The following is a 21,465-nucleotide window of genomic DNA, read 5'->3' as shown; positions in this document are numbered from 1 at the left end:
GCTCCGCGTCGCCTGGGCATAGTGTCCAGTGGCAGGTGCCGCAACTCCATGGTCTTGGGCGAGCTCCGGGGGAGGGGCAGGGGATGACGCAGCGCCGCACACCGAGTGGTCAGGGCCCGGCCCGTCGTCCCACCGGTCATGCGGGACGCCCGGGCAGCCGTACGGCGGCCCGCCCGGCCCGCAACCGCGACACCGCCGCCACCCGGATCGAGCCCCGCCGCACGCCCGCGCCCCGCACCACCAGCGGCATCCGCTCCGGCAGCCGTCCGGCCGCCGCGCGCCGCGCGGCCGCGACCGGGGCGACCAAGCGCACCGTCGCCACCCGCCCCAAGGCCTTCACCGGCCGCGCCACCGTGCTGATCGTCGTGCTGGTCGCCCTCGCGCTGGCCTACACCTACCCGGTCCGCGTCTATCTCGCGCAGGAGTCCCAGATCGCCCAGATGCAGGCCGACCAGGCCCTGCAGCAGGCCCGGATCAAGGGACTGGCCGAGGAGGTGGAGAAGTGGAAGGACGAGGAGTACGTCCGCACCCAGGCCCGCGACCGCCTCTTCTACGTGCGCCCCGGCGAGGTGCCGCTGCTGGTGCTGAACGATCCGGCCGGCGCCGCCCGTGACGCCGGCAAGAGCGCGGCGGCGGAGACCCAGCGCCGCTGGTACGACACGCTCTGGGGCAGCGTCGCCGCTGCCAACTCAGAAACCCGGAAGTAGATGACGACACCCTCCGAGACCGATCTCCAGGCAGTCGCTCAGCAGCTCGGCCGCCGCCCCCGCGGCACCCGGGCCGTCGCGCACCGGTGCCCCTGCGGCAACCCGGACGTGGTGGAGACCTCCCCGCGCCTCGACGACGGCACCCCGTTCCCCACGATGTTCTATCTGACCTGCCCGCGGGCCACGGCCGCGTGCAGTCGGCTGGAGTCCGCCGGGGTCATGCGGGAGATGCAGGACCGGCTGGCCACCGACCCGGCGCTCGCCCAGCAGTACCAGCGGGCGCACGAGGACTACCTGCGGCGCCGCGAGGCGGTCGAGCACGTGGAGGAGATCGAGAACGTCTCCGCGGGCGGTATGCCGGACCGGGTCAAGTGCCTGCACGTGCACCTCGGGCACGCCCTGGCGGCGGGCCCCGGCGTGAACCCGTTCGGTGACGAGGTCCGCGCGGCGGTCGAGCCGTGGTGGACAGGCAGTCCGTGCGTGCCGCCTCCGGCTGAATAAACTCTGCCGCATGCAGGTCGAGATCCGCCGCGCGCGCACGTCCGACGTCCGGGCCATCCGGGACCTCGTGGACACGTACACGTCGGACCGCCGGCTGCTGAGCAAGGCCACCGTCACGCTCTACGAGTCGGTCCAGGAGTTCTGGGTCGCCGTGGACACGGCCGGCGACCGGGTCGTGGGCTGCGGCGCGCTGCACGTGATGTGGGAGGACCTGGCCGAGATTCGCACGGTCGCGGTGGACCCCGCCTACCGAGGTCTCAAGATCGGCCACCGGCTGGTCGCGGAGCTGCTCGACGTCGCCCGGCAGCTGGGGGTGGCCCGGGTCTTCTGCCTGACCTTCGAGACCCGGTTCTTCGGCTCGTTCGGCTTCGCCGAGATCGACGGCGCCCCCGTGCCGCACGGCGTCTACGAGCAGCTGCTGCGCTCCTACGACGAAGGTGTCGCCGAGTTCCTCGACCTGGAACGGGTGAAGCCGAATACCCTCGGTAACACGAGGATGCTCCTCCATCTCTAGGAGAACAGCGTGAGAGTCGCGGCCATCGACTGCGGGACCAACTCCATCCGTCTGCTCATCGCCGACATCGCGGGCGGCGAGCTCACGGATGTCGCCCGCCGGATGGAGATCGTCCGGCTGGGTGAGGGCGTCGACCGCACCGGCCGGCTGGCTCCGGAGGCGATCGAGCGCACCCGCAAGGCCCTGCTCGGGTACGCGACCGAGATCGCCGAGCTGGGTGTGAGCCGGGTCCGCATGTGCGCCACCTCGGCGTCGCGGGACGCGGCCAACGCCGCCGACTTCACCGCCATGGTCCGCGCCACGCTCGGCGTCGACCCGGAGGTCATCTCGGGTGACGAGGAGGCCCGGCTGTCGTTTGCCGGGGCGGTCACCGGGCTGACGGCCGAGCAGCCGTACCTGGTGGTCGACATCGGCGGCGGCTCGACCGAGTTCGTGGTGGGCGACGACGAGGTCCGGCACGCGATCTCGATGGACATCGGCTGCGTCCGGATGACCGAGCGGCACCTGCGCAGCGACCCGCCGACCCCGGCGGAGGTCGCGGCGGCGGAGCAGGACATCACCAAGGCCGTCGACACCGCCCTGCGGACGGTGTCCGGCCACGGCACGGCGACGCTGGTCGGGCTGGCCGGTTCGGTCACCACGGTGACGGCCCTCGCCCTGCACCTGCCCCGGTACGAGGCGGAGCGGATCCATCACACCCGGGTCCCGTACGACGACGTGGCGAAGGTGACGCAGGACCTGCTCGGCTCGACGGTGGCCGACCGCCGGGACCTGCCGGTGATGCACCCGGGCCGTGCCGACGTGATCGGTGCCGGCGCGCTGATCCTGCGCATCATCATGGAACGCGCCGGGAAGACCTCGGTGGTCGCCAGCGAGCACGACATCCTCGACGGCATCGCGTTCTCCCTGGTGGATCCGGCGGCCGAGGAGGACGCGAAGCCGGCTGCCCACCCGGCGGCCCGGCACGCCGACCAGCCCGCCCTCAAGAAGTTCTTCTCCACCCTGCGCGCCGCGGCCCATCGCGACTGAGCCCGCCCGCCGGGCTTGACCGGCGGTGCGATCGTGGTGCGGCAGGGCGGCAACAACGGTCGATCCTTCAGCGCCGGTATCTTGCCTTTGACACTACTTCGCATCGCGAAGTAGTGTGCATCGCGTGGATACCACCCAGCTCCTCAAGGGCGTGCTGGATCTCGCCTGTCTCGCCGCGTTGCGCGACGAGGACGGCTATGGCTACGACATCCTGCGCCGTCTGCGGACGGCCGGGCTGACCGAGGTCGGCGACGCCTCCGTCTACGGCACCCTGCGCCGGCTCTTCAACGCCGGCCTGCTCACCACCTACGTCGTGCCCAGCGACGAAGGTCCGCACCGCAAGTACTACGCGCTCAACCCCGCCGGCCGGGCCGAGTTGCAGCGTTCCGGCAAGGTCTGGCACGGTTTCGCATCCACGATGGACGATCTGCTTCGCGAGCGGGAGACGGCGTGATCACCACAGCTCAGGACGAGATCAATCTCTACGTGTTCGCGGTCCGGGCGGCCCTCGGTGACCTGCCCGAGTCGCTGCGCGACGAGCTGCTCGAGGACCTGCCCGAGCATCTCGCCGAGGTGGCGGCCGACGGTGAGGGTTCGCTGACCGACCGCCTGGGCAGCCCGGAGGCGTACGCCGCGGATCTGCGCATGAGCGCCGGCTTCGTCGGCGGCTTCCCCGACCCGCCCGGGCGCACCGACCAGTTCAAGGAGATGCGCGACGTGGCCCTGGCCCGGCTGCGCGTCGCCGACGTGCGGCTCGGCCCGCTCTTCGGGGCCGAACGGGCCAGCGAGTTCCTGGTGCAGCTGCGCCCGGCGTGGTGGGTGCTGCGCGGCTATCTGGCCGCCATGGTGCTCGCCTGGATGCTCGACGACAGCGGCCAGCCGATCGGTCTGCTGCCCCGCATCGGCGGCAGCGAGGCCGTCGCCCTGCTGCTGCTCGCGGCCGGGGTCCTCGGCTCGATCTGGCTCGGCCGCCGCTCGGTGCGACTTGCCCACTGGCCGCAGATGGCGCTCTACGCGGGCTCGGTGGTGCTGGTGCTGGTCGCGCTCGGCGGCTTCCTCAGCGCCGACAGCAGCAGCCGCGGCGCCCCCTACGCGGACGTCAACTACGACAACAGCAACCCCTACGGCAACGTCGAGGACCTCTTCGTGTACGACGAACAGGGCCGGCTGGTGAACAACGCACGCATCTTCGACCAGAACGGCTCGCCGCTGCGGCTGGGCAACTCCTACTGCTACGACGAGTCGGGCAACTACACCGAGGTCGAGACGCTCACGTATCCGTACTGCGCCGAGCGGGATCCGTTCCGGGTCCCGGGCGCTTCGGCCGGCACCGAGGCGGGGGAGCGGTCCGGTGCACCGGGAACGAACGGGCCCGGACCGGTGCCGCCGCTGACCGACAGGTCCGGGGTCAGCCCGTCGGTCAGCCCTTCGGCCAGTGCCTCGCCCAGCCCTTCGGCCACTTCGCCGAGCGTCTCGCCGTCGACGAGGTAAAGGGCTGGTAACGGGGTCGCGGCGGCGCTACCCGGGTCGCTACCTTGTGCTCCGACCGGCCGACCCCCTCGGCTGGAGCCCGAGAGGAATCATCGTGAGCAACCCGGTCACGCCGCCGCCTTCTGCCGGTGACGGCTTCCCGCCGCCGGCCAACCAGGGCTTCGGCAGTGCCCCGGCGCCGGGCCAGCCCTACGGCGCGCCGCCCGCTCAGGGTCAGCCCTACGGTGCCCCGCCCGCCGGTCAGCCCGGCCAGCCCTACCCCGGCCAGCCGGGCCAGCCGGGCCAGCCCGGTCAGCCGTACGGTGACCCCGCGCAGCAGGGCTTCGGCGGCCCGGCGGCCTTCCCGCCGGAGCCCAAGAAGAAGAGCGCGGCGGGCCGGATCCTGCTGCGGGTCCTCGGCGCCGTCGTCGTCTTCGTCATCATCTTCGTGGTCCGCGACGCCTTCTTCGGCGACAAGGCCAAGGACGCCGCCGTCGGTGACTGCGTCGCCAGCTCCGAGGACGTGAAGGTCGACGAGGAGACCGAGGCCGACGCCAAGGTCGTCGACTGCGGCGCGGCCGACGCCGCGTTCACCGTGGTCGGCCGGGTCGACGGCGAGAGCAACACCAGCAGCAAGTCCTGCGAGAAGTTCTTCAAGGAGAACGAGGAGTACTTCGTCTACGGCAGCACCGCCGGCAAGGGCTACCTGCTCTGCCTGCGCCCGAAGGCCTGATCACCCCGGTACGGCGGGAGCACCCACCCCGGCTGCTCCCGCCGTCGGTCGCAGTGCTGTGCTGGAGCCGTGCCCAGCCGTACCCCTGAAGACGTCGCCCAGCACGCGGCCGCCGCGCCCGGCCTGCCGGTCCTCGACGCCGGCGTCGCCGATTGTTTCGCCTGCCCCCGCCTGGTCGCCTGGCGCGAGGAGGCCGCCCGGGTCAAGCGGGCCTCGTTCCGCGACCAGACCTACTGGGCCCGCCCGATCCCGGGTTTCGGGCCCGGTGACGCGAGCATCGCCGTCCTCGGTCTCGCCCCGGCCGCCCACGGTGGCAACCGCACCGGCCGCATCTTCACCGGTGACCGCTCCGGCGACGTCCTCTTCGCCGCCCTGCACCGCGCCGGCCTGGCCAATCAGCCGACCAGCGTCGCCGCCGACGACGGCCTGGCGGTCCGGCACACCCGGATCTTCGCCGCCGTCCGCTGCGCCCCGCCGGACAACAAGCCGCTGCCGGTCGAGCGGGACACCTGCGCGCCCTGGCTGCACCGTGAGCTGAGCCTGATCCGGCCCACCCTGCGCGTCGTGATCGCGCTCGGCGCCTTCGCCTGGGCGGCGTGGTGGCCCGCGATGACCGCCGTCTATGGCGTCCGGCCGCCCGTCCCGCGCCCCGCCTTCGGCCACGGTGCCCAGGTCAGCCAGCCCGGCGTGCCGGAGTTGCTGGGCTGTTACCACGTTTCGCAGCAGAACACGTTCACCGGCCGGCTCACCCCGGCGATGCTCGACGACGTCCTCGGCCGTGCCAAAGACCTGGCGGGCCTGGCATGATGCGGGCTCTGCCGATTTTCCGCCGTGCACGGACGACCTAAGGCCGGGAGTGTTGGATCTCGCCGCACTGCGTCGCTGGTGGCCGCTGGCCGCCGTCGTCGCGCTGCTCTTTCTCGCCTCGCTGGCGGCCACCCGTTCGGCCCCGCAGCTGGACCGGTTCGAGCCCGACGCCGAGCCCAGCATCGAGGCCGCGCCGCTGCTCCCGCCCTCGCTCGAAGCACGCGTCGAGCCGTCGCAGGAGCCGTCGAAGGCCGGCGGTGACCTGCCCGACTGGACCGGCACCGTGGCCCTGGTGGTCCTCGGCGTCGTCAGCGCCGTCGTGATCGGCCTGGTCGTCTGGGCGTTGCTGCGCCAGACGCTGAGCCGCCGCGGCAGCCGCAAGGGCCGGCGGGACCCGCGCCGGCCGGAGGTGCGCACGGCCGAGGACCTGGTCGCCGCCCTGGACGCCGGTCTGCAGGAGCTCTCCGACACCGACCGGGACCCGCGCCGGGCGGTGATCGCCTGCTGGGTCCGCCTGGAGCAGGCCGCCGCCGCGGCCGGCACCCCCCGGCACGCCGGTGACAGCCCGACCGACCTGGTCGCCCGCCTGCTCGCCGAGCAGCGCCTCGACGCCGGCGTGCTGACCCCGTTCGCCGCGGTCTACCGCCAGGCCCGGTACGCGACCCACACCGTCGACGACCAGATGCGCCAGCAGGCCCGCACCGCCCTCGAGCGGCTGCGGGTCGACCTCGGCGCCGGGGTCGGCTCATGAGCCGCGAGCAGGACGGCGGGCTCGAGGACCTCTTCGGCAGCCGGCCGGCCGAGGTCATGCTCCCGGACGCGCCGGAGGACGACGCCGAGAAACCACGGTCCCGGATCGGCTGGGCGGTGCGCAACGTGCTGCTCGTCGCGGTGGCCACCGTCGTCACGGTCGCGGCGCTGCGGTCCCGCGGCATCAACGTCTCCGTCCTGCTGATCGTGGCCGCGTTCGTCGCGCTGCGGCTGCTGATGCTGGCCGTGTCCGAAGTGGCGCCGCCACCGTTGCCCCGGCCGGCGGCCCGGCGCGGCGAGGACGAGGGTGACTACCGATGGGCCGGCACCGATACCCTGCGGGCGGCGGTACGGCGCTGGGAGCAACGGCTGGAGTGGTCGCAGCAGGACTTCGAGAGGTTCTCGCGTAACGTCCTGCCCGTGTTCGCCGAGCTCGCCGACGAACGCCTGCGGCTCAAGCACGGGTTCACCCGCGCATCGGACCCGCGGCGGGCCCGGGAGCTGCTCGGCGAGCCGTTGTGGGAGTTCCTGGACGAGCCGGGCCGGCGCTCGCCGAAGCCCCGCGACCTGTCCACGTACGTCGAGGCACTAGAGAAGATCTGAGAAGGGTGGTTCGGTGACGGACGCGAGCGTGGAGGCCCTGCCGCCGTACGAGGTCGGCAGGCTGGCCGGCGCTGTCCTGGACTCGGTCGGCAGCGTGGTGGTCGGCAAGCGCGAGTCCCTCGAGCTGGTGCTGGCCGGCATTCTGGCCGGCGGTCACGTGCTGCTGGAGGACCTGCCCGGGCTGGGCAAGACGCTGACCGCCCGCTGCTTCGCCCAGTCGCTCGGGCTGGACTTCCGCCGCCTGCAGTTCACCCCCGACCTACTGCCCGCGGACGTCACCGGCTCTTTCCTCTACGACCAGCGCAAGGGCGACTTCGCGTTCCGGGCCGGGCCGGTCTTCACCAACATGCTGCTGGCCGACGAGATCAACCGGACGCCGCCGAAGACCCAGGCCGCCCTGCTGGAGGCCATGCAGGAGAAGCAGGTCTCGGTCGAGGGCGTCACCTACCGGCTGGACCCGCCGTTCCACGTGCTGGCCACGGCCAACCCGATCGAGTACGAGGGCACGTACCCGCTGCCCGAGGCCCAGCTCGACCGGTTCATGCTGCGCGTCTCGTTCGGCTACCCCACCGAGGACGAGGAGTGGGAGGTGCTGCGCCGCCGCATGTCCCGCCGCCAGGAGGAGTCGCAGCTGACGCCGGTGGTCGACGCGCGCCGGCTGATGGCCATGCAGGCCGCGCTGGAGCAGGTCGTGGTCGAGGACTCGATCGGCCGTTACATCGTCGCGCTCACCTCGGCCACCCGCGAGCACGCCTCCGTGCTGGTCGGCTCGTCGCCGCGCGGGTCGCTGGCGCTGCTGCTGCTGGCCCGGGCGCGGGCGGTCATGGCCGGCCGCGACTTCGTGGTGCCGGAGGACGTCAAGGACGTGGCGGTGCCCGCCCTGGCCCACCGGATCACCCTGCGGCCGGAGATGTGGCTGCGCCGGGTCGACCCGGCGTTCGTGGTCCAGGAGGTGCTGCAGGCGGTGCCGGCGCCGGCCAGCGGTGCCCTGCCGACGTACGCGGGCGGGTACACCGGCCAGTGACAGCCTTGGAGCCGCCGTCGTTGCGGACCGCCGTACCGCTTCAGGCGCCGGCGGCCGACGAGGGGTGGGCGGCGCCCGCCTGGGTGCCCACCCGGGCACTGGGCCGCACGGTCCTGCTCACCGGTCTGCTGCTGGTCCTCGGCGTGGCACTGGGCCGCGTCGACCTGGTCCTGCTGGCGGCGCCGTTCGCCATCGGCGCGGCGATCGGGCTGCGCCGGATGCCGCGTTCCGCGCCCGAGCTGACCGTGGACGCGGCGGAGGAGCACATCGTCGAGGGCGGCAGCGTCGGCGCCGGGCTCACCGTGGCCAACCCCGACGTCATCTCCTACGACCTGGTGGTCGTGCGGACCCGGACCTCGCCGTGGCTGGAGCTGCGCGACGCCGACCGGCCGTTCGCGATCACCGTCGCGACCGACGGCTGGACCGCTGTCGAGCTGCCCGGCCAGGCCACCCGCTGGGGCCGGCACGACGTCGGCCCGGCCGCGGCCCGCGTCGCCGCCTGCGGTGGGCTGCTGGCCTGCCGCCCGGTCGTCACGCCGGCCCGGCAGGTGCGGGTCTACCCGGAGACCGAGCCGTTCGCGGCCACCGAGGCGATGCCCGCGGCGGCCGGCCTGGTCGGCAACCACCGGTCGCGGCGCCCGGGCGAGGGCGGCGAGCTGGCCGGGGTACGGCCGTTCGCCCCCGGTGACCGGTTGCGCCGCATCGACTGGCGCGTCTCCCTGCGCACCCGCGACCTGCACGTGGCCTCCACCCTGTCCGACCGGGACGCCGAGGTGCTGCTGCTGCTCGACGTCCTCGGCGAGGCCGGCGCGTCCGGCGGCGTCAAGGGCCGGGCGTCGGTGCTCGACACGACGGTCCGCGCGGCCGCCGCCATCGCCGAGCACTACCTGCAGCGCGGCGACCGGGTCTCGCTCATGGAGTACGGCTCCTCGGCCCGCCGGCTGCGCGCGGCCACCGGACGCCGGCAGTACCTGACCGTTCTCGAGTGGCTGCTGGACGTCCGGGCCGACACCGGTGACCAGGGCCCGCACGAGCACGTGTTCGGCGCCCACCACGTCTCGTCGGACGCGCTGGTCATGGTGCTGACCCCGCTGGTCGACCCCCGCTCGGCCGACATGCTGGCCGGCCTCAGCCAGTCCGGCCGCTTCACCGTCGCGGTCGACACGTTGCCCGCCGGGGTCACGCCGCCCAACCGCAGTCCGTGGACACCGATCGCCACCAAGCTGTGGCGGATGGAGCGCGAGAACGTCCTCGGCCGGCTGCGTGAGCACGGCGTGCCGGTGGTGACCTGGGCCGGGGCCGGCAGCCTGGACCTGGTGCTGCGCGACGTGTCCCGGCTCGCGTCCGCACCGCGGGGGCGCTGACATGCTCGACGGCATCACCCGGCGGATCGAACGCACCCGGACGACGGTGGCCCGGGCGACGGTGCTGCCGCTGCTGGTCCGCGGCGGCATCGCGCTGGCCTTCGTGCTCGCGCTGATGGTGGCCTGGCCCACGGCGCTGACCGCGAGCCGCTACGTCGTCCTGCTCGGCCTGGCCGGCGTGTATCCGGCGATCGCCCCGCGCGGACGTGGCGTCACCGCGGCCGTGCTGGTGGTGGTGGGCGGCTGGATCCTCGACACCACCTGGTTCGACGCCCGGGTCGCGCTGTGGCGGGTGCTGAGCATCGCGGCGCTGTTGTATCTCGGGCACACGCTGGCCGCGCTGGCGGCTATGCTGCCGTACGACGCGATCGTCAACGTGGACGTGGTCGGCGGCTGGCTGGCCCGGGCTCTGCTGGTCGTGCTGATCTCGGCCGTGCTCACCGTGATCACCCTGGGCCTGACCGCCGAGCTGGCCGGGGGCGCGTTCGTGATCGCGACGCTGGTCGGACTGGCTGCGGCGGTCGGCATCACCATGCTGCTGGGCCGGCTGCTACGCCGCCCGTAGCGGTGAGCACACACTGAGTTTCCAGCGAAATGGAACCGAAACGTGTGCGTTACGGCACTTGACTTACGGGGTTGTGCTTGGTCACAGAAGCGCGCACGGCGGCCCCCGGATCCGGATGATGGAAGGGTGAAACCGCAGCGGATCGTTGTCGTAGGGGCAGGTCACGTCGGGCTGTACGCCGCTCTGCGCCTGTCCAGGAAGCTCAACTCGGTGCAGGCTGAGGTGATCGTCATCGATCCGCAGCCGCACATGACGTACCAGCCGTTCCTGCCGGAGGCCGCGGCCGGGAACATCTCGCCGCGCCACTCGGTCGTGCCGCTGCGCCGCGAGCTCAAGCGGTGCCACATCGTCTCGGGTGAGGTCACCAAGGTCGAGCACGCCCGCAAGACGGTCACCGTGCGGCCCATCGACGGCCCGGCCAAGGAGATCGGCTACGACCACATCATCGTGGCTCCCGGCTCCGTCTCGCGCACCCTGCCGATCCCCGGCCTGCGTGAGCGCGGCATCGGCTTCAAGACCATCGGCGAGGCCATCTACCTGCGCAACCACATCCTGGACCGGCTGGACATCGCGGCTACCACCCCGGACCCGGAAATGCGCAAGGCGTCGCTCACCTTCGTCTTCGTCGGCGGCGGCTACGCCGGCGTCGAGGCGCTGGCCGAGATGGAGGACGTCGTCCGCGACGGCCTCAAGTACTACCCCGAGCTCCAGCAGGACGAGGTCCGCTTCGTCCTGGTCGAGGCGTCGAACCGGATCCTGCCCGAGGTCGGCCCGGAGATGGGCGCCTACGCGGCCCGCCAGCTGCAGAAGCGCGGCATCGACATCCGGCTCGAGACCCGGATGGAGTCGTGCGTCGACGGCGCGGTGCGGCTCTCCGACGGTGAGACCTTCCGGGCCGAGACCATCGTCTGGACGGCGGGCGTCAAGCCGTCGCCCATGCTCGACCACACCGACCTGCCCCGCGGCCCGCGCGGTCACCTCACCTGCAACACGATGCTGCAGGTGGTCGACGGCGACAAGGTGCTCGACGGCGCCTGGTCGGCCGGCGACTGCGCCCAGGTGCCCGACCTGACCAACCCGGGCGCCTGGTGCTCGCCGAGCGCCCAGCACGCGGTCCGGCAGGCCTCCCGGCTGGCCGACAACATCCGCGCGGTGATCATCGGCGCCCAGCCCAAGGACTACCAGCACAAGTACGCGGGCAGCGTCGCCAGCCTCGGCCTGTACAAGGGTGTGGCCAAGATCTACGGCGTCAAGCTGAAGGGCTTCCCCGCCTGGATGATGCACCGCACGTACCACATGAGCCGCATCCCGTCGTTCAACCGCAAGGTCCGCGTGCTGGCGGACTGGACGCTGGCGTTCGTGCTCAAGCGCGAGGTCGTCTCGCTGGGCCAGCTGCACGCCCCGCGCGAGGAGTTCACGCACGTGACGCCGCCGCTGGGCGACGACCGCAGCCCCGAGCCGGTGGGCGCCGGGTCCCGCTGAGCGTGGTTTGTGCCCGTCCCGGCGTTCTGCCGGGCGGGCTGGACCAGCTACGGTGAGCAGCAACACATCGGCCCGGGTGGTGGAACGGCAGACACGGCCGCCTTAAAAGCGGCTGCCCAAAAGGCGTGCGGGTTCGAGACCCGCCCCGGGCACGTTTTCAGCCTGCTCACAGCTTGGCCGGGCGACATCCAGCTGATATTGCGCTTACCCTTGAACAGCACGCCCCTACGTGCCTCAACCTCAAAGGGAGGCTGGACACAGTGAAGACTTCCAACCCGGTGCTCTCGCGCCTCGGCCGTGCGGCCGAGCGGGAGCGGACCGCCGGGTATAACCCGGCCGGACCGTACGGCCCGGCCGCCGGTCAGCCGGGTTACGGTCAGCCGTACCCCAGCGCACCGGGATATCCGGCCTCGCCGCCGGCTGTACAACCCATGACGATCGACGACGTCGTCGTCAAGACCGTCACGCTGCTCGGCATCACCGGTGTCTCCGCCGTCGCGGCGTGGAACCTGATCCCGGACTCGCTGCTCGGCCCGAGCCTGATCGGCGCCGCGGTGGTCGGACTGGTGATCGGCCTGGTCGTCTCGTTCTCTCGGATGGCCAACCCCGCGCTGGTCGTGGCGTACGCGGTCATCGAGGGTGCGTTCGTCGGCCTGGTCAGCAAGTTCTATCAGGAGATCGCCGGCTTCCAGGGCATCGTCCTGCAGGCGGTGGTGGCCACTTTCGGCGTCTTCTTCCTGATGGCCTTCCTGTACAGGGCGAAGGTCATCCGGGCGACACCGAAGTTCCAGCGCGGCATGATCGCGGTCATGGCGGGCCTGTTCGCCGTCATCCTGATCAACTTCGTGCTCTCGCTGTTCGGCTTCAGCACCGGCCTCCGGGACAACGGTGCCCTCGGCATCGGCTTCAGCCTGATCTGCATCGTCGTCGCGTCGCTGAGCTTCATCCTCAGCTTCAACGAGGTCGAGGAAGGCGTGCGGATGGGTCTGCCGCAGCGCTACTCGTGGACGGCGGCGTTCGGCATCCTGGTCAGCCTCATCTGGCTGTACCTGGAGATCCTGCGCCTGCTGAGCTTCCTGCAAGGCGACGATTAGCCGCCCGTACGGCAACGCGTCATCCCGGCAGCGCCCGGTCCGCCTCCCCGCGGACCGGGCGCTGCCCCGTTTGCCGATAGGGTCGCCGGGTGGGCGCAGCAGACTTCGAGACCGCGGTGCAACGGCTCATCACGCAGGTCGGTCACTGGGAGGCCGCCCGCTGGAACGCCCCGGCGGCCGGCGGCGCCAGCACCCGGGCCGAGGCCGTCCGCACGCTGGTCCAGCACCTGGCCGACCAGAGCGCCGACGCCGAGCAGCGCCGGCACCGTCCGGTCCCGCGCCTGGCCGAGACTGTCCTGCCCGATCAGCTCCGCGTCATGGCCGACGACCTGCTCGCCGCCAACCCGCCCGAGGACGTCCTCAGTCGCGCGACCGCAGCCGTGACGGACGCACGCGACGCCCTCTGAAAGGGTTCATCCCGTGCACGGACCTGGCAGGGTGAGGGTGGCCGCTCATGAGCCGCCAAGCGAATGGTTACCCTCGCCCGGTCTCGGCGTGAGCGACGGTCGGTGCCATGCAACCAGGCACGACATGGCCTTGATCTTAATTTGATCTTCGTCTCGGAAACTGAACCGCCGAGCCCGACCGCCCCCTACGGCAGCCGGACCCGGCGGAAAATCGGGAAACGCGCTCAGCTGAGGCGCTCGAGCACCATCGCCATGCCCTGACCGCCGCCGACGCACATCGTCTCCAGGCCGATGCTCTTGTCGTGCCAGTCCAGGGAGTTCAGCAACGTGCCGGTGATCCGGGCGCCGGTCATGCCGAACGGGTGGCCCACCGCGATCGCGCCGCCGTTGACGTTGAGCTTCTCCAGCGGGATGCCCAGCTCGCGGTACGAGGGGATGACCTGGGCCGCGAAGGCCTCGTTGATCTCCACCAGGTCGACGTCGTCGATGGTCATCCCGGCCCGCTGGAGCGCCTGCCGGGACGCCTCGACCGGGCCCAGGCCCATGATCTCCGGCGACAGGGCCGTGACGCCGGTCGACACGATCCGGGCCAGCGGGGTGATGCCCAGCTCGCGCGCCTTGGTGTCGCTCATGATCACTACGGCGGCCGCGCCGTCGTTGAGCGGGCAGCAGTTGCCGGCGGTGATCCGGCCGTCGGGGCGGAACACCGGCTTGAGGGCGGAGACGGCCTCCATGGTGACGCCGGGGCGGGGACCGTCGTCGGTCGAGACCACCTTGCCGTCGGGGGTCGTCACCGGAGTGATCTCGCGCTGCCAGAAGCCGTTCGCGATCGCCTTCTCGGCCAGGTTCTGGCTGCGGACCCCGAACTCGTCCATGTCCTGGCGGCTCACGTCGTACGCCTGGGCCAGGTTTTCCGCGGTGTAGCCCATGCCCAGGTAGATGTCGGGCAGGTTGCCGTCCTCGCGCGGGTCGTGCCAGACGCCGCCGTTCCTGGCGGCCTCGGTGGTGCGCACCCGGGCCTCGGCGAACTTCGGGTTCTCCCAGCCGCCGCCGACCAGCGCCTGGGCCTCGGGCGGCAGGCCGTCGGAGTTGCCCCGGCCGAAGCGGGACACCGTCTCCACGCCGGCCGAGAGGAAGATGTCGCCCTCGCCGGCCTTGATGGCGTGGAAGGCCATCCGGGTCGTCTGGAGCGAGGAGGAGCAGTACCGGGTCACGGTGGCGCCCGGCAGGCCGTCCAGGCCCAGCAGGGTGGCGACCACGCGGGCCATGTTGAAGCCCTGCTCACCGCCGGGCAGGCCGCAGCCCAGGTAGAGGTCCTCGATGAGAGTGCGGTCGAGCTGGGGCACCTTGCTCAGGGCGGCGTCGATGATGGTCGCGGCGAGGTCGTCGGGGCGCAGGTCCTTCAGCGAGCCCTTGACCGCGCGGCCGATGGGGGAGCGGGCGGTGGCGACGATGACAGCTTCCGGCATGCAGCCCACGTTAACGCGCCGGTAACTTGACGCGGAAGCATCACTTCGTCACACCATTTTGTCGGTTATTCCTGAATCGAGCGGCGCCCGGCGGCCTGCGCCGCGTCGAGCACCGCCGGGTAGAGCGCGTGCGCCCACACCCGGTAACCGTCCGCCGAGGGGTGGAAGCCGTCGTAGCAGAGCGTGCCCGCGTCGGCCCGGAACACCGCGCCCGTCTCCTCGGCCAGGTCGACCACGACACCGCCGGCCCCGGTCACCGCGGCGGCCTGGGCCCGCGCCACCCGGCGGCCCACCCAGCCGGTGAGCTGCCGCAACGGCGGGGCGATCGAGCGGACGGCGCCCAGATCGGGGCAGGTGCCGACGACGACCTGGACGCCGGCCCCGCGCAGCCGCCGGACGGCGTCCCCGAGGTGCGCGGCCGACTCCTCCGCGCTGCGCAGACCGGTCGCGTCCTGCGCGCCGATCAGCACCACCGCCACGTCCGGACGGTCACCGAGCAGGGCCCGGGCCACCTGGGTGGCCAGGTCGGTCGACCGGGAGCCGGCCACGCCGACGCTGGACAGCAGCACGTGCCGCTGGCCGGTCTCCGGGGTGCCCTCGGCGAGCAGGCGGGCGAGCTGGCCGCCGACCGTCTCGGAGAGCCACTCCACGCCGACCCCGATGGCCGCCGAGTCACCGAGCAGGACCAGCCGCAGCGCGGGAGCCGCGGACGGGCCCATCGAGGTGCGCAGGGCCAGGCCCATCGTGGGCTTGGCGTACCGCCGGGTGCGGGCCGCGAGCGCCTCGCCCGCGAGCAGCGCGACACTGCCGACGGCCCCGGCGAACAAGGTGGTCGCCGTCGCTTTGCTGATCCGTCCCGCCAGGCCCGTCATGTCGCCTCCCTGCCGCAGTGCAACTCCGTCAGTCGACGGCTGATTGATGATCCGCTGGGGTCCAGCCTACGGCTCCGGCGGCCGACCGGCCGGACACGCCGGGAACGGGGCTCTCCCCGAACGGCGCCGCCGCGCGGTGACCGAACCACAGCCGGGGCTCGCCGAACCACGGGTGCCGGCGCAGCTGGGCCCAGCGACCGGCCGGTCCGCGCTCGTGACCGTCGACCTTGGCCGGGCCGACCTCGGTGCCGGCCGAACGGGCCGCCTCCTGGGCCGCCTCCGGCAGGCTGCGCACGCCGTCGGTGCCGGTGGCCGGGGCCCGGTCGTCCTCACCGAGCATCGCCATGAGCGTGGGCATCATGACCGCCGCGGCGCGGGCGTAACCCTCGGCCGACGGGTGGAAACGGTCCGAACTGAACATCCGTACCGGGTCGGCCGCGAAAGCCGGGCCGAGCAGGTCGCCCATGGACACCGTCCGCCCGCCGGCCTCGACCACGGCCACGGTCTGCGCGGCGGCCAGCTGCCGGCTCCACTTGCGGGCCAGCCAGCGCAACGGCGGCTTGATCGGCTGGATCGCGCCGATGTCCGGGCAGGTGCCGACGACGACCTTGCAGCCGACCGAGCGCAGCCGGCGGACCGAGTCGGCGAGGTGGCGCACGGCGGCGGTCCGGGCCGAGGCGTGCGTGACGTCGTTGGCGCCGACCAGGATGACGGCCACCTCGGGCTCGTACTCCAGCGCGGCGTCCACCTGATACTGCAGGCCGGAGGACATCGAGCCGACCACGGCGAGCCGGTGCAGCCGGACGGGCCGGCGCAGGCGCCGCGAGACGCCGGTGGCGAGCAGGGCGCCGGGGGTCTCCCGGGGGCGGTGCACGCCGTACCCGGCCGCGGAGGAGTCGCCGAGGATGACCATGCTCAGCGGCTTGCCGGGGAACTTGGGGCCGTACACACCGTCACCGCGGGGCGGGGGCGCCTCGGCCATCGGGATGATCCGGCGGGCATCGGCGGCCTGGCGGAGCAGCACGCCCGCCGAGAGGGCGGTCAGGCCGGCCGCAGCGCCGGTCACACCGCCGGCGATCTGGCCCGCGAGCCGGAGCCGCTGCCAATCCGCCGCTGTCAAACTGCGCACCTGTCGCACGCTCTCCCTCGCTCTCGCTCGGTGGGAACCTGCCCGTCAGTCAGGGGGTGGAGACCCGGCTGCCGGCGATGTGGGGACTTCGAGGCTAACTCGCCTGTGCGACAAGTGTCTGAACCCCGCGCCGAGCGGGCACATCTAGCGCGTTGCCGTCATGCTGAGGACAGCGAAAGGGGACGACATGGCCAGAACTCTGCACCGGACCGCCGCGTTCACGGCGCTCGCGAAGGCACTGATGGCAGGAGCCCGTGGCGGCCCGTCGATCGGCAAGCGGGTGGCCGCGCTGCCCAGGATGATCAAGGCGACCGCGAAGGGCGAGTACGACGGCGGCATGCGGGTGGCCCTGATGACCGCCGCGACGCTGTACGTGGTCTCCCCGATCGACGCGGTCCCCGAGGCAGCGCTGCTCGTCTTCGGGCTGGCCGACGACGCCCTCATGATCACCTGGCTGGCGGGTTCCGTACTGAGCGAGACCGAGCGCTTCCTGGAGTGGGAGAAAGCGCGCGCCGCGGTCCTGCCCGGTTCCGTGGTGAGCTGAGCCGTAGGCTGACCAGGTACAGGTCAGCACCCCCAGAAGGGCACAGCGACGTGCGGTACTACGACAATGTCGTCGACATCATCGGGGACACCCCCCTGGTACGGCTGCGCAGCGTCACCGACGGCATAGCGGCGACCGTCCTGGCCAAGGTCGAATACTTCAACCCCGGCGGCTCCGTGAAGGACCGCATCGCCCTGCGCATGGTGGAGGACGCCGAGAAGGCCGGCCTGCTCCGCTCCGGCGGCACCATCGTCGAGCCGACCAGCGGCAACACCGGCGTGGGCCTGGCCCTGGTGGCCCAGCTCCGGGGCTACCGGTGTGTCTTCGTCTGCCCCGACAAGGTCAGCGAGGACAAGCAGAACGTGCTGCGGGCGTACGGGGCCGAGGTCGTGGTCTGCCCGACCGCGGTGGCGCCCGAGGACCCGCGCTCCTACTACAACGTCTCCGACCGGCTGGCCCGCGAGATCCCCGGCGCCTGGAAGCCCGACCAGTACAGCAACCCGGCCAACCCCCGCTCGCACTACGAGGAGACGGGCCCCGAGCTGTGGAAGCAGACCGAGGGCCGGATCACCCACTTCGTGGCGGGTGTCGGCACCGGCGGCACGATCACCGGCGTCGGCCGGTACCTCAAGGAACAGGGGCCGGTGCGCATCATCGGCGCCGACCCGGAAGGCTCGGTCTACTCCGGCGGCAGCGGCCGACCGTACCTGGTCGAGGGCGTCGGTGAGGACTTCTGGCCGGAGACGTACGACCGGGGCATCTGCGACGAGATCATCGAGGTCTCCGACTCGGACTCGTTCGAGATGACCCGGCGGCTGGCCCGCGAGGAGGGCCTGCTGGTCGGCGGCAGCTGCGGCATGGCGGTGGTGGCGGCCCTGGCGGTGGCCCGCAAGGCCGCCCCGGAGGACGTCATCGTGGTGCTGCTCCCGGACGGCGGCCGCGGCTACCTCTCGAAGATCTTCAACGACACCTGGATGGCCCGCTACGGCTTCCTGGCCACCGGCGGCGACGAGGCCACGGTGGCGGCGGCCCTGGGCTCCAAGAGCGGCGAGATGCCCCCGCTGATCCACGTGCACCCGACCGAGACGGTCCGCGACGCGATCGACTACATGCGCGAGTACGGCGTCAGCCAGCTCCCGGTCCTCAAGGCCGAACCGCCGGTCGTGACCGGCGAGGTGGCCGGGTCGATCGCGGAGAAGGCGCTGCTGGACGCGCTGTTCACCGGCCAGGCCCACCTGCACGACACCATCGAGCGGCACATGACCGACCCCCTGCCGATGATCGGCGGCGGCCAGCCGGTCAGCGAGGCGGTGACCCTGCTGGAGCACTCGGACGCGGCGATGGTCCTGGTCGACGGCAAGCCCGCGGGAGTGCTGACGCGCCAGGACCTGTTGGCGCATCTGTCCTGAGGTTCCTACAGCGCAAGATCAAGGTCTGGATCAAGGTCAGGTCGTGCCTGGTTGCATGGCACTGGACGTCGCTCCCGCCGAGACCGGGCGAGGGCGGCCAATCGCCTGGCGGCTCATGAACGGCCACCCTCACCCTGCCAGCTGATTGCAGGGAAAGAACCGACATCGGGCCCGCTCGCCTCGGCGAGCGGGCCTTGTCGTAGGAGGCAGAGCGCTTCCCGGAACTCCGCGGACCGGTACCACCAGGAGCGCGCCGTCCGGCCCGAGTTGCCAGATCCGGCCGGATCGCCGGGCCCGCGTCGATCCGCACGCTCATGCCGGCTCGGCTGACCGGCGGGAGATGAGGCCGTGGCGCCTGTCCTCAAAGGCTGGTCAGCTGCTCGGTGGTCAGGTCGTCGAGTCCCAGAGAACTCATCGTGCGGGCTCCTTCCGCACGCAGGTCGCGCGCGAGGACGACAGAGGTGATCTCGATGATCGCGTCCATCGTCGGGGTGGGCACTCCGAGTCGGCGTGCCAGGTCGGTGAAGAAGACCAGGCTGTAGCCGACGTCTTCGGTGAGGTACCGCGAGTCGATGGCAGTCGGGGCCTTGATGCCGCGGAAGCCGGGCGCGCGGGAGTACCCGGTCGTGTAGTTGCTCTCGGTCATGTAGCCCTGCTCCACACCGATCTCCGGCTCGGACAGGATCGTCACGCCGAGCGCCGTCGCGATGGCGAGACGCTCGGTGTCGACAACCTCCATCAGACGGCTCGCAGCTGGGGTGACACCCTCCTCGTAGAAGAGGAAGTCGCCACCGGTCCGCTCCAGCAGGGCGGCGTTCATGAGCGTCACCGCGGGGTGGATGACGGGGTTGCCGTTCTGCAGAGACGTCTGGAGGACCGTGGCCGCCTCGGTGGTCGAGGGATAGACCTGCCTGAGGATCTCCAGCAGCTTGCCGTTGCCCGACCGAGGAACGGCCGCGGCGAAGAGGCCCGTGTCGAACCTGTGGAATACGTGGACGTTGCCCTGGCCGTCGGCCCGGCACGCGTACGGAAGGGTGCTGGTCTCCCCGACGATGATGTTGTCGTCGTGCACCGCCAAACCTGCGGCTCGCTTGAAGGCGAGGGCACCGCCGCAGGATCCGGGACAGATCACCACGGTCATCCCGGTACGCAGGTGAGGTGCGAGGTCGTGACCGAAGGGCTCGGTGGCGAACGCGGGCCCGACCACGAAGACGAGCTCGGCACCCTCCATGGCGGCTTCGATGTCGGTACCGGCGTACGCAACCGGGGCGAAGCCCTCCAGCCGTCCCTGGCTCGTGATGCCTCCCTTTACCCCGACTGCCTCGATGTTCTCGTGAGCGTGCGCGGCTCGGGAGTACAGCGAGACCCGGTGGCCTTGCTGAGCACAGTCGAAGGCGACAGCCATGCCTCCGTTGCCGGAACCGATAACGGTGACGTTCATGGTCGCTCCCCAATCCTCCGGCGTCATGGCAGACGCCGGCAGATTCAATCGGTGGAAGTGTTTTCCTCGACAGATTCGGCGAAATCTCCGAGGTTCTCCCCATCGAAGACCTTACGCGGTCGATCGTTCGATTTCGGCGGCGACCATCGCGAGACAGGCTGTTCCGAGGCGATCGGGACGCATTTCGGGAGAACTCGCGGACGATCCGGTTCAAGTTCTCGTTGCTTCGCGCTTCCCGGGTGAATGCGGTGGGCCACTGTCAGCGGGTCACGGCCGGCCAGCGGGACCTCTCGCACGCTCTGACCTTGGTGAACGCGGCTGGGCGCCGCTCTGGCGCCCGCCACGTGTCACGATGAACGAGGAGGAGGTGACCTGTCATGCGCCGATATGCCGAGCCGGTCGTCGTCGCGGACGATCTCACGCTGCTCCACGGGCGGACCGCCGGTGTCGTCACCCTGCCGCGTCACCTCGACTGGTCCGGTGCGGCCGACTACGACCTCGACAGTCCCGGCCGGATCGTCGACCTCTACCGCACGGTCCTGCTCGAGGCGACCAAGCCCGACGACCTGCACGCAGTCCTTGATCGGGCGCTCCTCACCCGGCGCCGGCCATCCCTCTGGTTCCCGCCGGCCGAGCGGTGACGTCGATCTGTTCCCCGCCGCCGCGGATCTCGTCATCGAGGCTTTGACCGACAGCGGTTTCGTGGTCCACGTCGACGCGCGAGCGGACACCTTCGCCGGGCTGCTGGTGTCCCGACCCGACGAGATATCGATGCTGTCCTCGCCGGCGGCCACCAGCAGTACCTTTCAAGTGAGTTTGTGGGCGATGGCGAGCCGGGTCCGGTATTGCTTGGTGATTGCTCCGTTGTAGACGTCGTCGATCAGGTGGGAGATGCACGCGAACAGGCCGCTGCGTGCCCGCGGTGCCATGGCTCGATTGCCGGAGTAGGTCATGAGCAGGTTCAGATACTCGGGCGACGTATAGGTCTGTTGCCACTCGTAGCGCCGGAATTCGACTGGCCCGAATCGTGCCGATCGATCGAACTCTGCCGCCTCCTCGGGGGTTTCGTCGTCGGTCGTCAGACGCATGCCGGGCGGGGTCAAGCCAGTGGAACGCGGTCGCGGAGAGGATCGCGTCGAAGGTTCCGTTCGAAGGTTGCCAGTCCTCGAAGGCCGCCGCGACGACGGTGACATTTGGGAACTGCGCGAGGTTGCGTCGGGCGATGGCGGCCATGTCGGGGCTGAGGTCCATCGCGACGACGTCGCATCCCCGTTGTGCCAGGGGCAGGGTCGCTTGGCCGGTTCCGCATCCGATCTCCAGCACCCGGGAGCGGGGACCGAGACCTGCCGGGGTGGCGAGGTCGGTGAACAGCTGGGGCGGGTAGGCCGGACGGCATTGGTCGTAGAGTTCGGCGTCCTGGCCGAATGTGGTGCGCAGGGTTGCCCGGTTGGTGTCGGTCACCGGCAGGGCCTTGGCGGGGCCATCGCTAGCCCGACGGAGGTCGGGGTGGCTGATGACGTTGGTGTAGCGGGTGCCTGCTTGGATGCTGAG

At 71.6% G+C, this 21,465-nt stretch carries 23 protein-coding genes, 1 tRNA gene and 2 pseudogenes; 20 read left to right on the top strand and 6 right to left on the bottom strand.

The window, feature by feature from the left end:
* The first annotated feature begins 83 nt into the window (after nucleotides 1-83).
* The 17 genes and pseudogenes from Aau02nite_RS02530 (at nucleotide 84) to Aau02nite_RS02450 (ending at nucleotide 13,050) form a co-directional block, all read left to right on the top strand.
* Nucleotides 84-707, top strand: coding sequence for an FtsB family cell division protein (locus Aau02nite_RS02530; protein WP_212986657.1), 624 nt, complete (start codon nucleotides 84-86; stop codon nucleotides 705-707).
* Nucleotides 708-1,208, top strand: a complete 501-nt coding sequence (locus Aau02nite_RS02525) for a DUF501 domain-containing protein (protein ID WP_212986656.1) — start codon at nucleotides 708-710, stop codon at nucleotides 1,206-1,208.
* Nucleotides 1,209-1,218: 10 nt separating this feature from the next.
* A complete protein-coding gene (locus Aau02nite_RS02520) occupies nucleotides 1,219-1,722 on the top strand; it encodes an amino-acid N-acetyltransferase (protein ID WP_212986655.1) in 504 nt (167 codons plus the stop codon).
* 9 nt (nucleotides 1,723-1,731) lie between these two features.
* Nucleotides 1,732-2,631 (top strand): annotated as a pseudogene (locus Aau02nite_RS02515) (Ppx/GppA phosphatase family protein); the annotation flags it as partial.
* Between the two features lie 244 nt (nucleotides 2,632-2,875).
* The gene (locus Aau02nite_RS02510; RefSeq protein WP_212986653.1) at nucleotides 2,876-3,205 is read left to right on the top strand and encodes a PadR family transcriptional regulator; all 330 of its coding nucleotides are present in this window, start codon (nucleotides 2,876-2,878) and stop codon (nucleotides 3,203-3,205) included.
* A complete protein-coding gene (locus Aau02nite_RS02505; protein WP_212986652.1) occupies nucleotides 3,202-4,242 on the top strand; it encodes an HAAS signaling domain-containing protein in 1,041 nt (346 codons plus the stop codon). Before Aau02nite_RS02510 ends, Aau02nite_RS02505 begins: the two co-directional genes overlap by 4 nt.
* 94 nt (nucleotides 4,243-4,336) lie before the next feature.
* Entirely contained in the window at nucleotides 4,337-4,954 is a 618-nt protein-coding gene (locus Aau02nite_RS02500) for an LppU/SCO3897 family protein (RefSeq protein WP_212986651.1), read from the top strand.
* 69 nt (nucleotides 4,955-5,023) lie between these two features.
* On the top strand, nucleotides 5,024-5,761 hold the full coding sequence (locus Aau02nite_RS02495) for a uracil-DNA glycosylase (RefSeq protein WP_212986650.1): 738 nt from the start codon (nucleotides 5,024-5,026) through the stop codon (nucleotides 5,759-5,761).
* Nucleotides 5,762-5,813: 52 nt separating this feature from the next.
* The gene (locus Aau02nite_RS02490; protein ID WP_212986649.1) at nucleotides 5,814-6,512 is read left to right on the top strand and encodes a DUF4129 domain-containing protein; all 699 of its coding nucleotides are present in this window, start codon (nucleotides 5,814-5,816) and stop codon (nucleotides 6,510-6,512) included.
* Entirely contained in the window at nucleotides 6,509-7,114 is a 606-nt protein-coding gene (locus tag Aau02nite_RS02485; protein ID WP_212986648.1) for a hypothetical protein, read from the top strand. The genes Aau02nite_RS02490 and Aau02nite_RS02485 overlap by 4 nt, the downstream gene beginning before the upstream one ends.
* 13 nt (nucleotides 7,115-7,127) lie before the next feature.
* Nucleotides 7,128-8,138 (top strand): AAA family ATPase, encoded by a 1,011-nt coding sequence (locus Aau02nite_RS02480; RefSeq protein WP_212986647.1) that lies wholly within the window; start codon nucleotides 7,128-7,130, stop codon nucleotides 8,136-8,138.
* A 20-nt stretch (nucleotides 8,139-8,158) separates the two neighbouring features.
* Nucleotides 8,159-9,502: a DUF58 domain-containing protein gene (locus tag Aau02nite_RS02475; protein ID WP_212986742.1), complete on the top strand. Its 1,344-nt coding sequence runs from the start codon at nucleotides 8,159-8,161 to the stop codon at nucleotides 9,500-9,502.
* 1 nt (nucleotide 9,503) lies between these two features.
* Entirely contained in the window at nucleotides 9,504-10,067 is a 564-nt protein-coding gene (locus tag Aau02nite_RS02470; protein ID WP_212986646.1) for a hypothetical protein, read from the top strand.
* A gap of 126 nt (nucleotides 10,068-10,193) precedes the next feature.
* On the top strand, nucleotides 10,194-11,549 hold the full coding sequence (locus tag Aau02nite_RS02465; RefSeq protein ID WP_212986645.1) for an NAD(P)/FAD-dependent oxidoreductase: 1,356 nt from the start codon (nucleotides 10,194-10,196) through the stop codon (nucleotides 11,547-11,549).
* A 70-nt stretch (nucleotides 11,550-11,619) separates the two neighbouring features.
* Nucleotides 11,620-11,701, top strand: a tRNA-Leu gene (locus Aau02nite_RS02460).
* A gap of 108 nt (nucleotides 11,702-11,809) precedes the next feature.
* Nucleotides 11,810-12,643 carry a Bax inhibitor-1/YccA family protein gene (locus tag Aau02nite_RS02455; protein WP_212986644.1) on the top strand — a complete coding sequence of 278 codons (834 nt, stop codon included), beginning with the start codon at nucleotides 11,810-11,812 and terminating at the stop codon, nucleotides 12,641-12,643.
* Nucleotides 12,644-12,732: 89 nt separating this feature from the next.
* Nucleotides 12,733-13,050 carry a hypothetical protein gene (locus Aau02nite_RS02450; RefSeq protein ID WP_212986643.1) on the top strand — a complete coding sequence of 106 codons (318 nt, stop codon included), beginning with the start codon at nucleotides 12,733-12,735 and terminating at the stop codon, nucleotides 13,048-13,050.
* Between the two features lie 224 nt (nucleotides 13,051-13,274).
* On the opposite strand, the gene Aau02nite_RS02445 is transcribed toward Aau02nite_RS02450, so the two are convergent.
* From Aau02nite_RS02445 to Aau02nite_RS02435, 3 genes are all read right to left on the bottom strand, one after another.
* On the bottom strand, nucleotides 13,275-14,519 hold the full coding sequence (locus tag Aau02nite_RS02445) for an acetyl-CoA C-acetyltransferase (RefSeq protein WP_212986642.1): 1,245 nt from the start codon (nucleotides 14,517-14,519) through the stop codon (nucleotides 13,275-13,277).
* A 65-nt stretch (nucleotides 14,520-14,584) separates the two neighbouring features.
* Entirely contained in the window at nucleotides 14,585-15,391 is an 807-nt protein-coding gene (locus tag Aau02nite_RS02440) for an SGNH/GDSL hydrolase family protein (RefSeq protein ID WP_212986641.1), read from the bottom strand.
* A gap of 28 nt (nucleotides 15,392-15,419) precedes the next feature.
* Entirely contained in the window at nucleotides 15,420-16,520 is a 1,101-nt protein-coding gene (locus tag Aau02nite_RS02435) for an SGNH/GDSL hydrolase family protein (protein ID WP_246594840.1), read from the bottom strand.
* A gap of 187 nt (nucleotides 16,521-16,707) precedes the next feature.
* Between Aau02nite_RS02435 and Aau02nite_RS02430 the strand changes: the two genes are divergently transcribed.
* Nucleotides 16,708-17,064, top strand: coding sequence for a YkvA family protein (locus Aau02nite_RS02430; protein ID WP_212986639.1), 357 nt, complete (start codon nucleotides 16,708-16,710; stop codon nucleotides 17,062-17,064).
* 50 nt (nucleotides 17,065-17,114) lie between these two features.
* Nucleotides 17,115-18,473 (top strand): cystathionine beta-synthase, encoded by a 1,359-nt coding sequence (locus Aau02nite_RS02425; protein WP_212986638.1) that lies wholly within the window; start codon nucleotides 17,115-17,117, stop codon nucleotides 18,471-18,473.
* Nucleotides 18,474-18,834: 361 nt separating this feature from the next.
* Here Aau02nite_RS02425 and Aau02nite_RS02420 read toward each other — a convergent pair whose 3' ends face one another.
* Entirely contained in the window at nucleotides 18,835-19,914 is a 1,080-nt protein-coding gene (locus Aau02nite_RS02420) for an NAD/NADP-dependent octopine/nopaline dehydrogenase family protein (RefSeq protein ID WP_212986637.1), read from the bottom strand.
* A 377-nt stretch (nucleotides 19,915-20,291) separates the two neighbouring features.
* Here Aau02nite_RS02420 and Aau02nite_RS02415 point away from each other — a divergent pair, with 377 nt between their 5' ends.
* The gene (locus tag Aau02nite_RS02415; protein ID WP_212986636.1) at nucleotides 20,292-20,555 is read left to right on the top strand and encodes a hypothetical protein; all 264 of its coding nucleotides are present in this window, start codon (nucleotides 20,292-20,294) and stop codon (nucleotides 20,553-20,555) included.
* Nucleotides 20,556-20,720: 165 nt separating this feature from the next.
* Here the strand turns inward: Aau02nite_RS02415 and Aau02nite_RS46130 are convergent, their stop codons facing one another.
* Both Aau02nite_RS46130 and Aau02nite_RS47795 read right to left on the bottom strand, forming a co-directional pair.
* The gene (locus Aau02nite_RS46130; RefSeq protein ID WP_246594839.1) at nucleotides 20,721-21,002 is read right to left on the bottom strand and encodes a hypothetical protein; all 282 of its coding nucleotides are present in this window, start codon (nucleotides 21,000-21,002) and stop codon (nucleotides 20,721-20,723) included.
* A gap of 43 nt (nucleotides 21,003-21,045) precedes the next feature.
* Nucleotides 21,046-21,237: pseudogene (locus tag Aau02nite_RS47795) on the bottom strand (class I SAM-dependent methyltransferase); the annotation flags it as partial.
* Nucleotides 21,238-21,465 lie beyond the last annotated feature (228 nt).

The organism is Actinoplanes auranticolor, from assembly GCF_018332655.1.
Taxonomy (GTDB): Bacteria; Actinomycetota; Actinomycetes; order Mycobacteriales; family Micromonosporaceae; genus Actinoplanes; species Actinoplanes auranticolor.
The sequence above is the reverse complement of the archived record's forward strand: the minus strand, read 5'-3'. Positions and strand labels throughout refer to the sequence as shown.

Excerpts from the sequence above, each read along its gene's own strand:
- Aau02nite_RS46130 (WP_246594839.1), bottom strand. The coding sequence starts at position 21,002 with ATGCGTCTGACGACCGACGACGAAACCCCCGAGGAGGCGGCAGAGTTC.
- Aau02nite_RS02420 (WP_212986637.1), bottom strand. The coding sequence starts at position 19,914 with ATGAACGTCACCGTTATCGGTTCCGGCAACGGAGGCATGGCTGTCGCC.
- Aau02nite_RS02430 (WP_212986639.1), top strand. The coding sequence starts at position 16,708 with ATGGCCAGAACTCTGCACCGGACCGCCGCGTTCACGGCGCTCGCGAAG.
- Aau02nite_RS02470 (WP_212986646.1), top strand. The coding sequence starts at position 9,504 with ATGCTCGACGGCATCACCCGGCGGATCGAACGCACCCGGACGACGGTG.
- Aau02nite_RS02415 (WP_212986636.1), top strand. The coding sequence starts at position 20,292 with ATGCGCCGATATGCCGAGCCGGTCGTCGTCGCGGACGATCTCACGCTG.
- Aau02nite_RS02530 (WP_212986657.1), top strand. The coding sequence starts at position 84 with ATGACGCAGCGCCGCACACCGAGTGGTCAGGGCCCGGCCCGTCGTCCC.
- Aau02nite_RS02445 (WP_212986642.1), bottom strand. The coding sequence starts at position 14,519 with ATGCCGGAAGCTGTCATCGTCGCCACCGCCCGCTCCCCCATCGGCCGC.
- Aau02nite_RS02485 (WP_212986648.1), top strand. The coding sequence starts at position 6,509 with ATGAGCCGCGAGCAGGACGGCGGGCTCGAGGACCTCTTCGGCAGCCGG.
- Aau02nite_RS02440 (WP_212986641.1), bottom strand. The coding sequence starts at position 15,391 with ATGACGGGCCTGGCGGGACGGATCAGCAAAGCGACGGCGACCACCTTG.
- Aau02nite_RS02525 (WP_212986656.1), top strand. The coding sequence starts at position 708 with ATGACGACACCCTCCGAGACCGATCTCCAGGCAGTCGCTCAGCAGCTC.
- Aau02nite_RS02520 (WP_212986655.1), top strand. The coding sequence starts at position 1,219 with ATGCAGGTCGAGATCCGCCGCGCGCGCACGTCCGACGTCCGGGCCATC.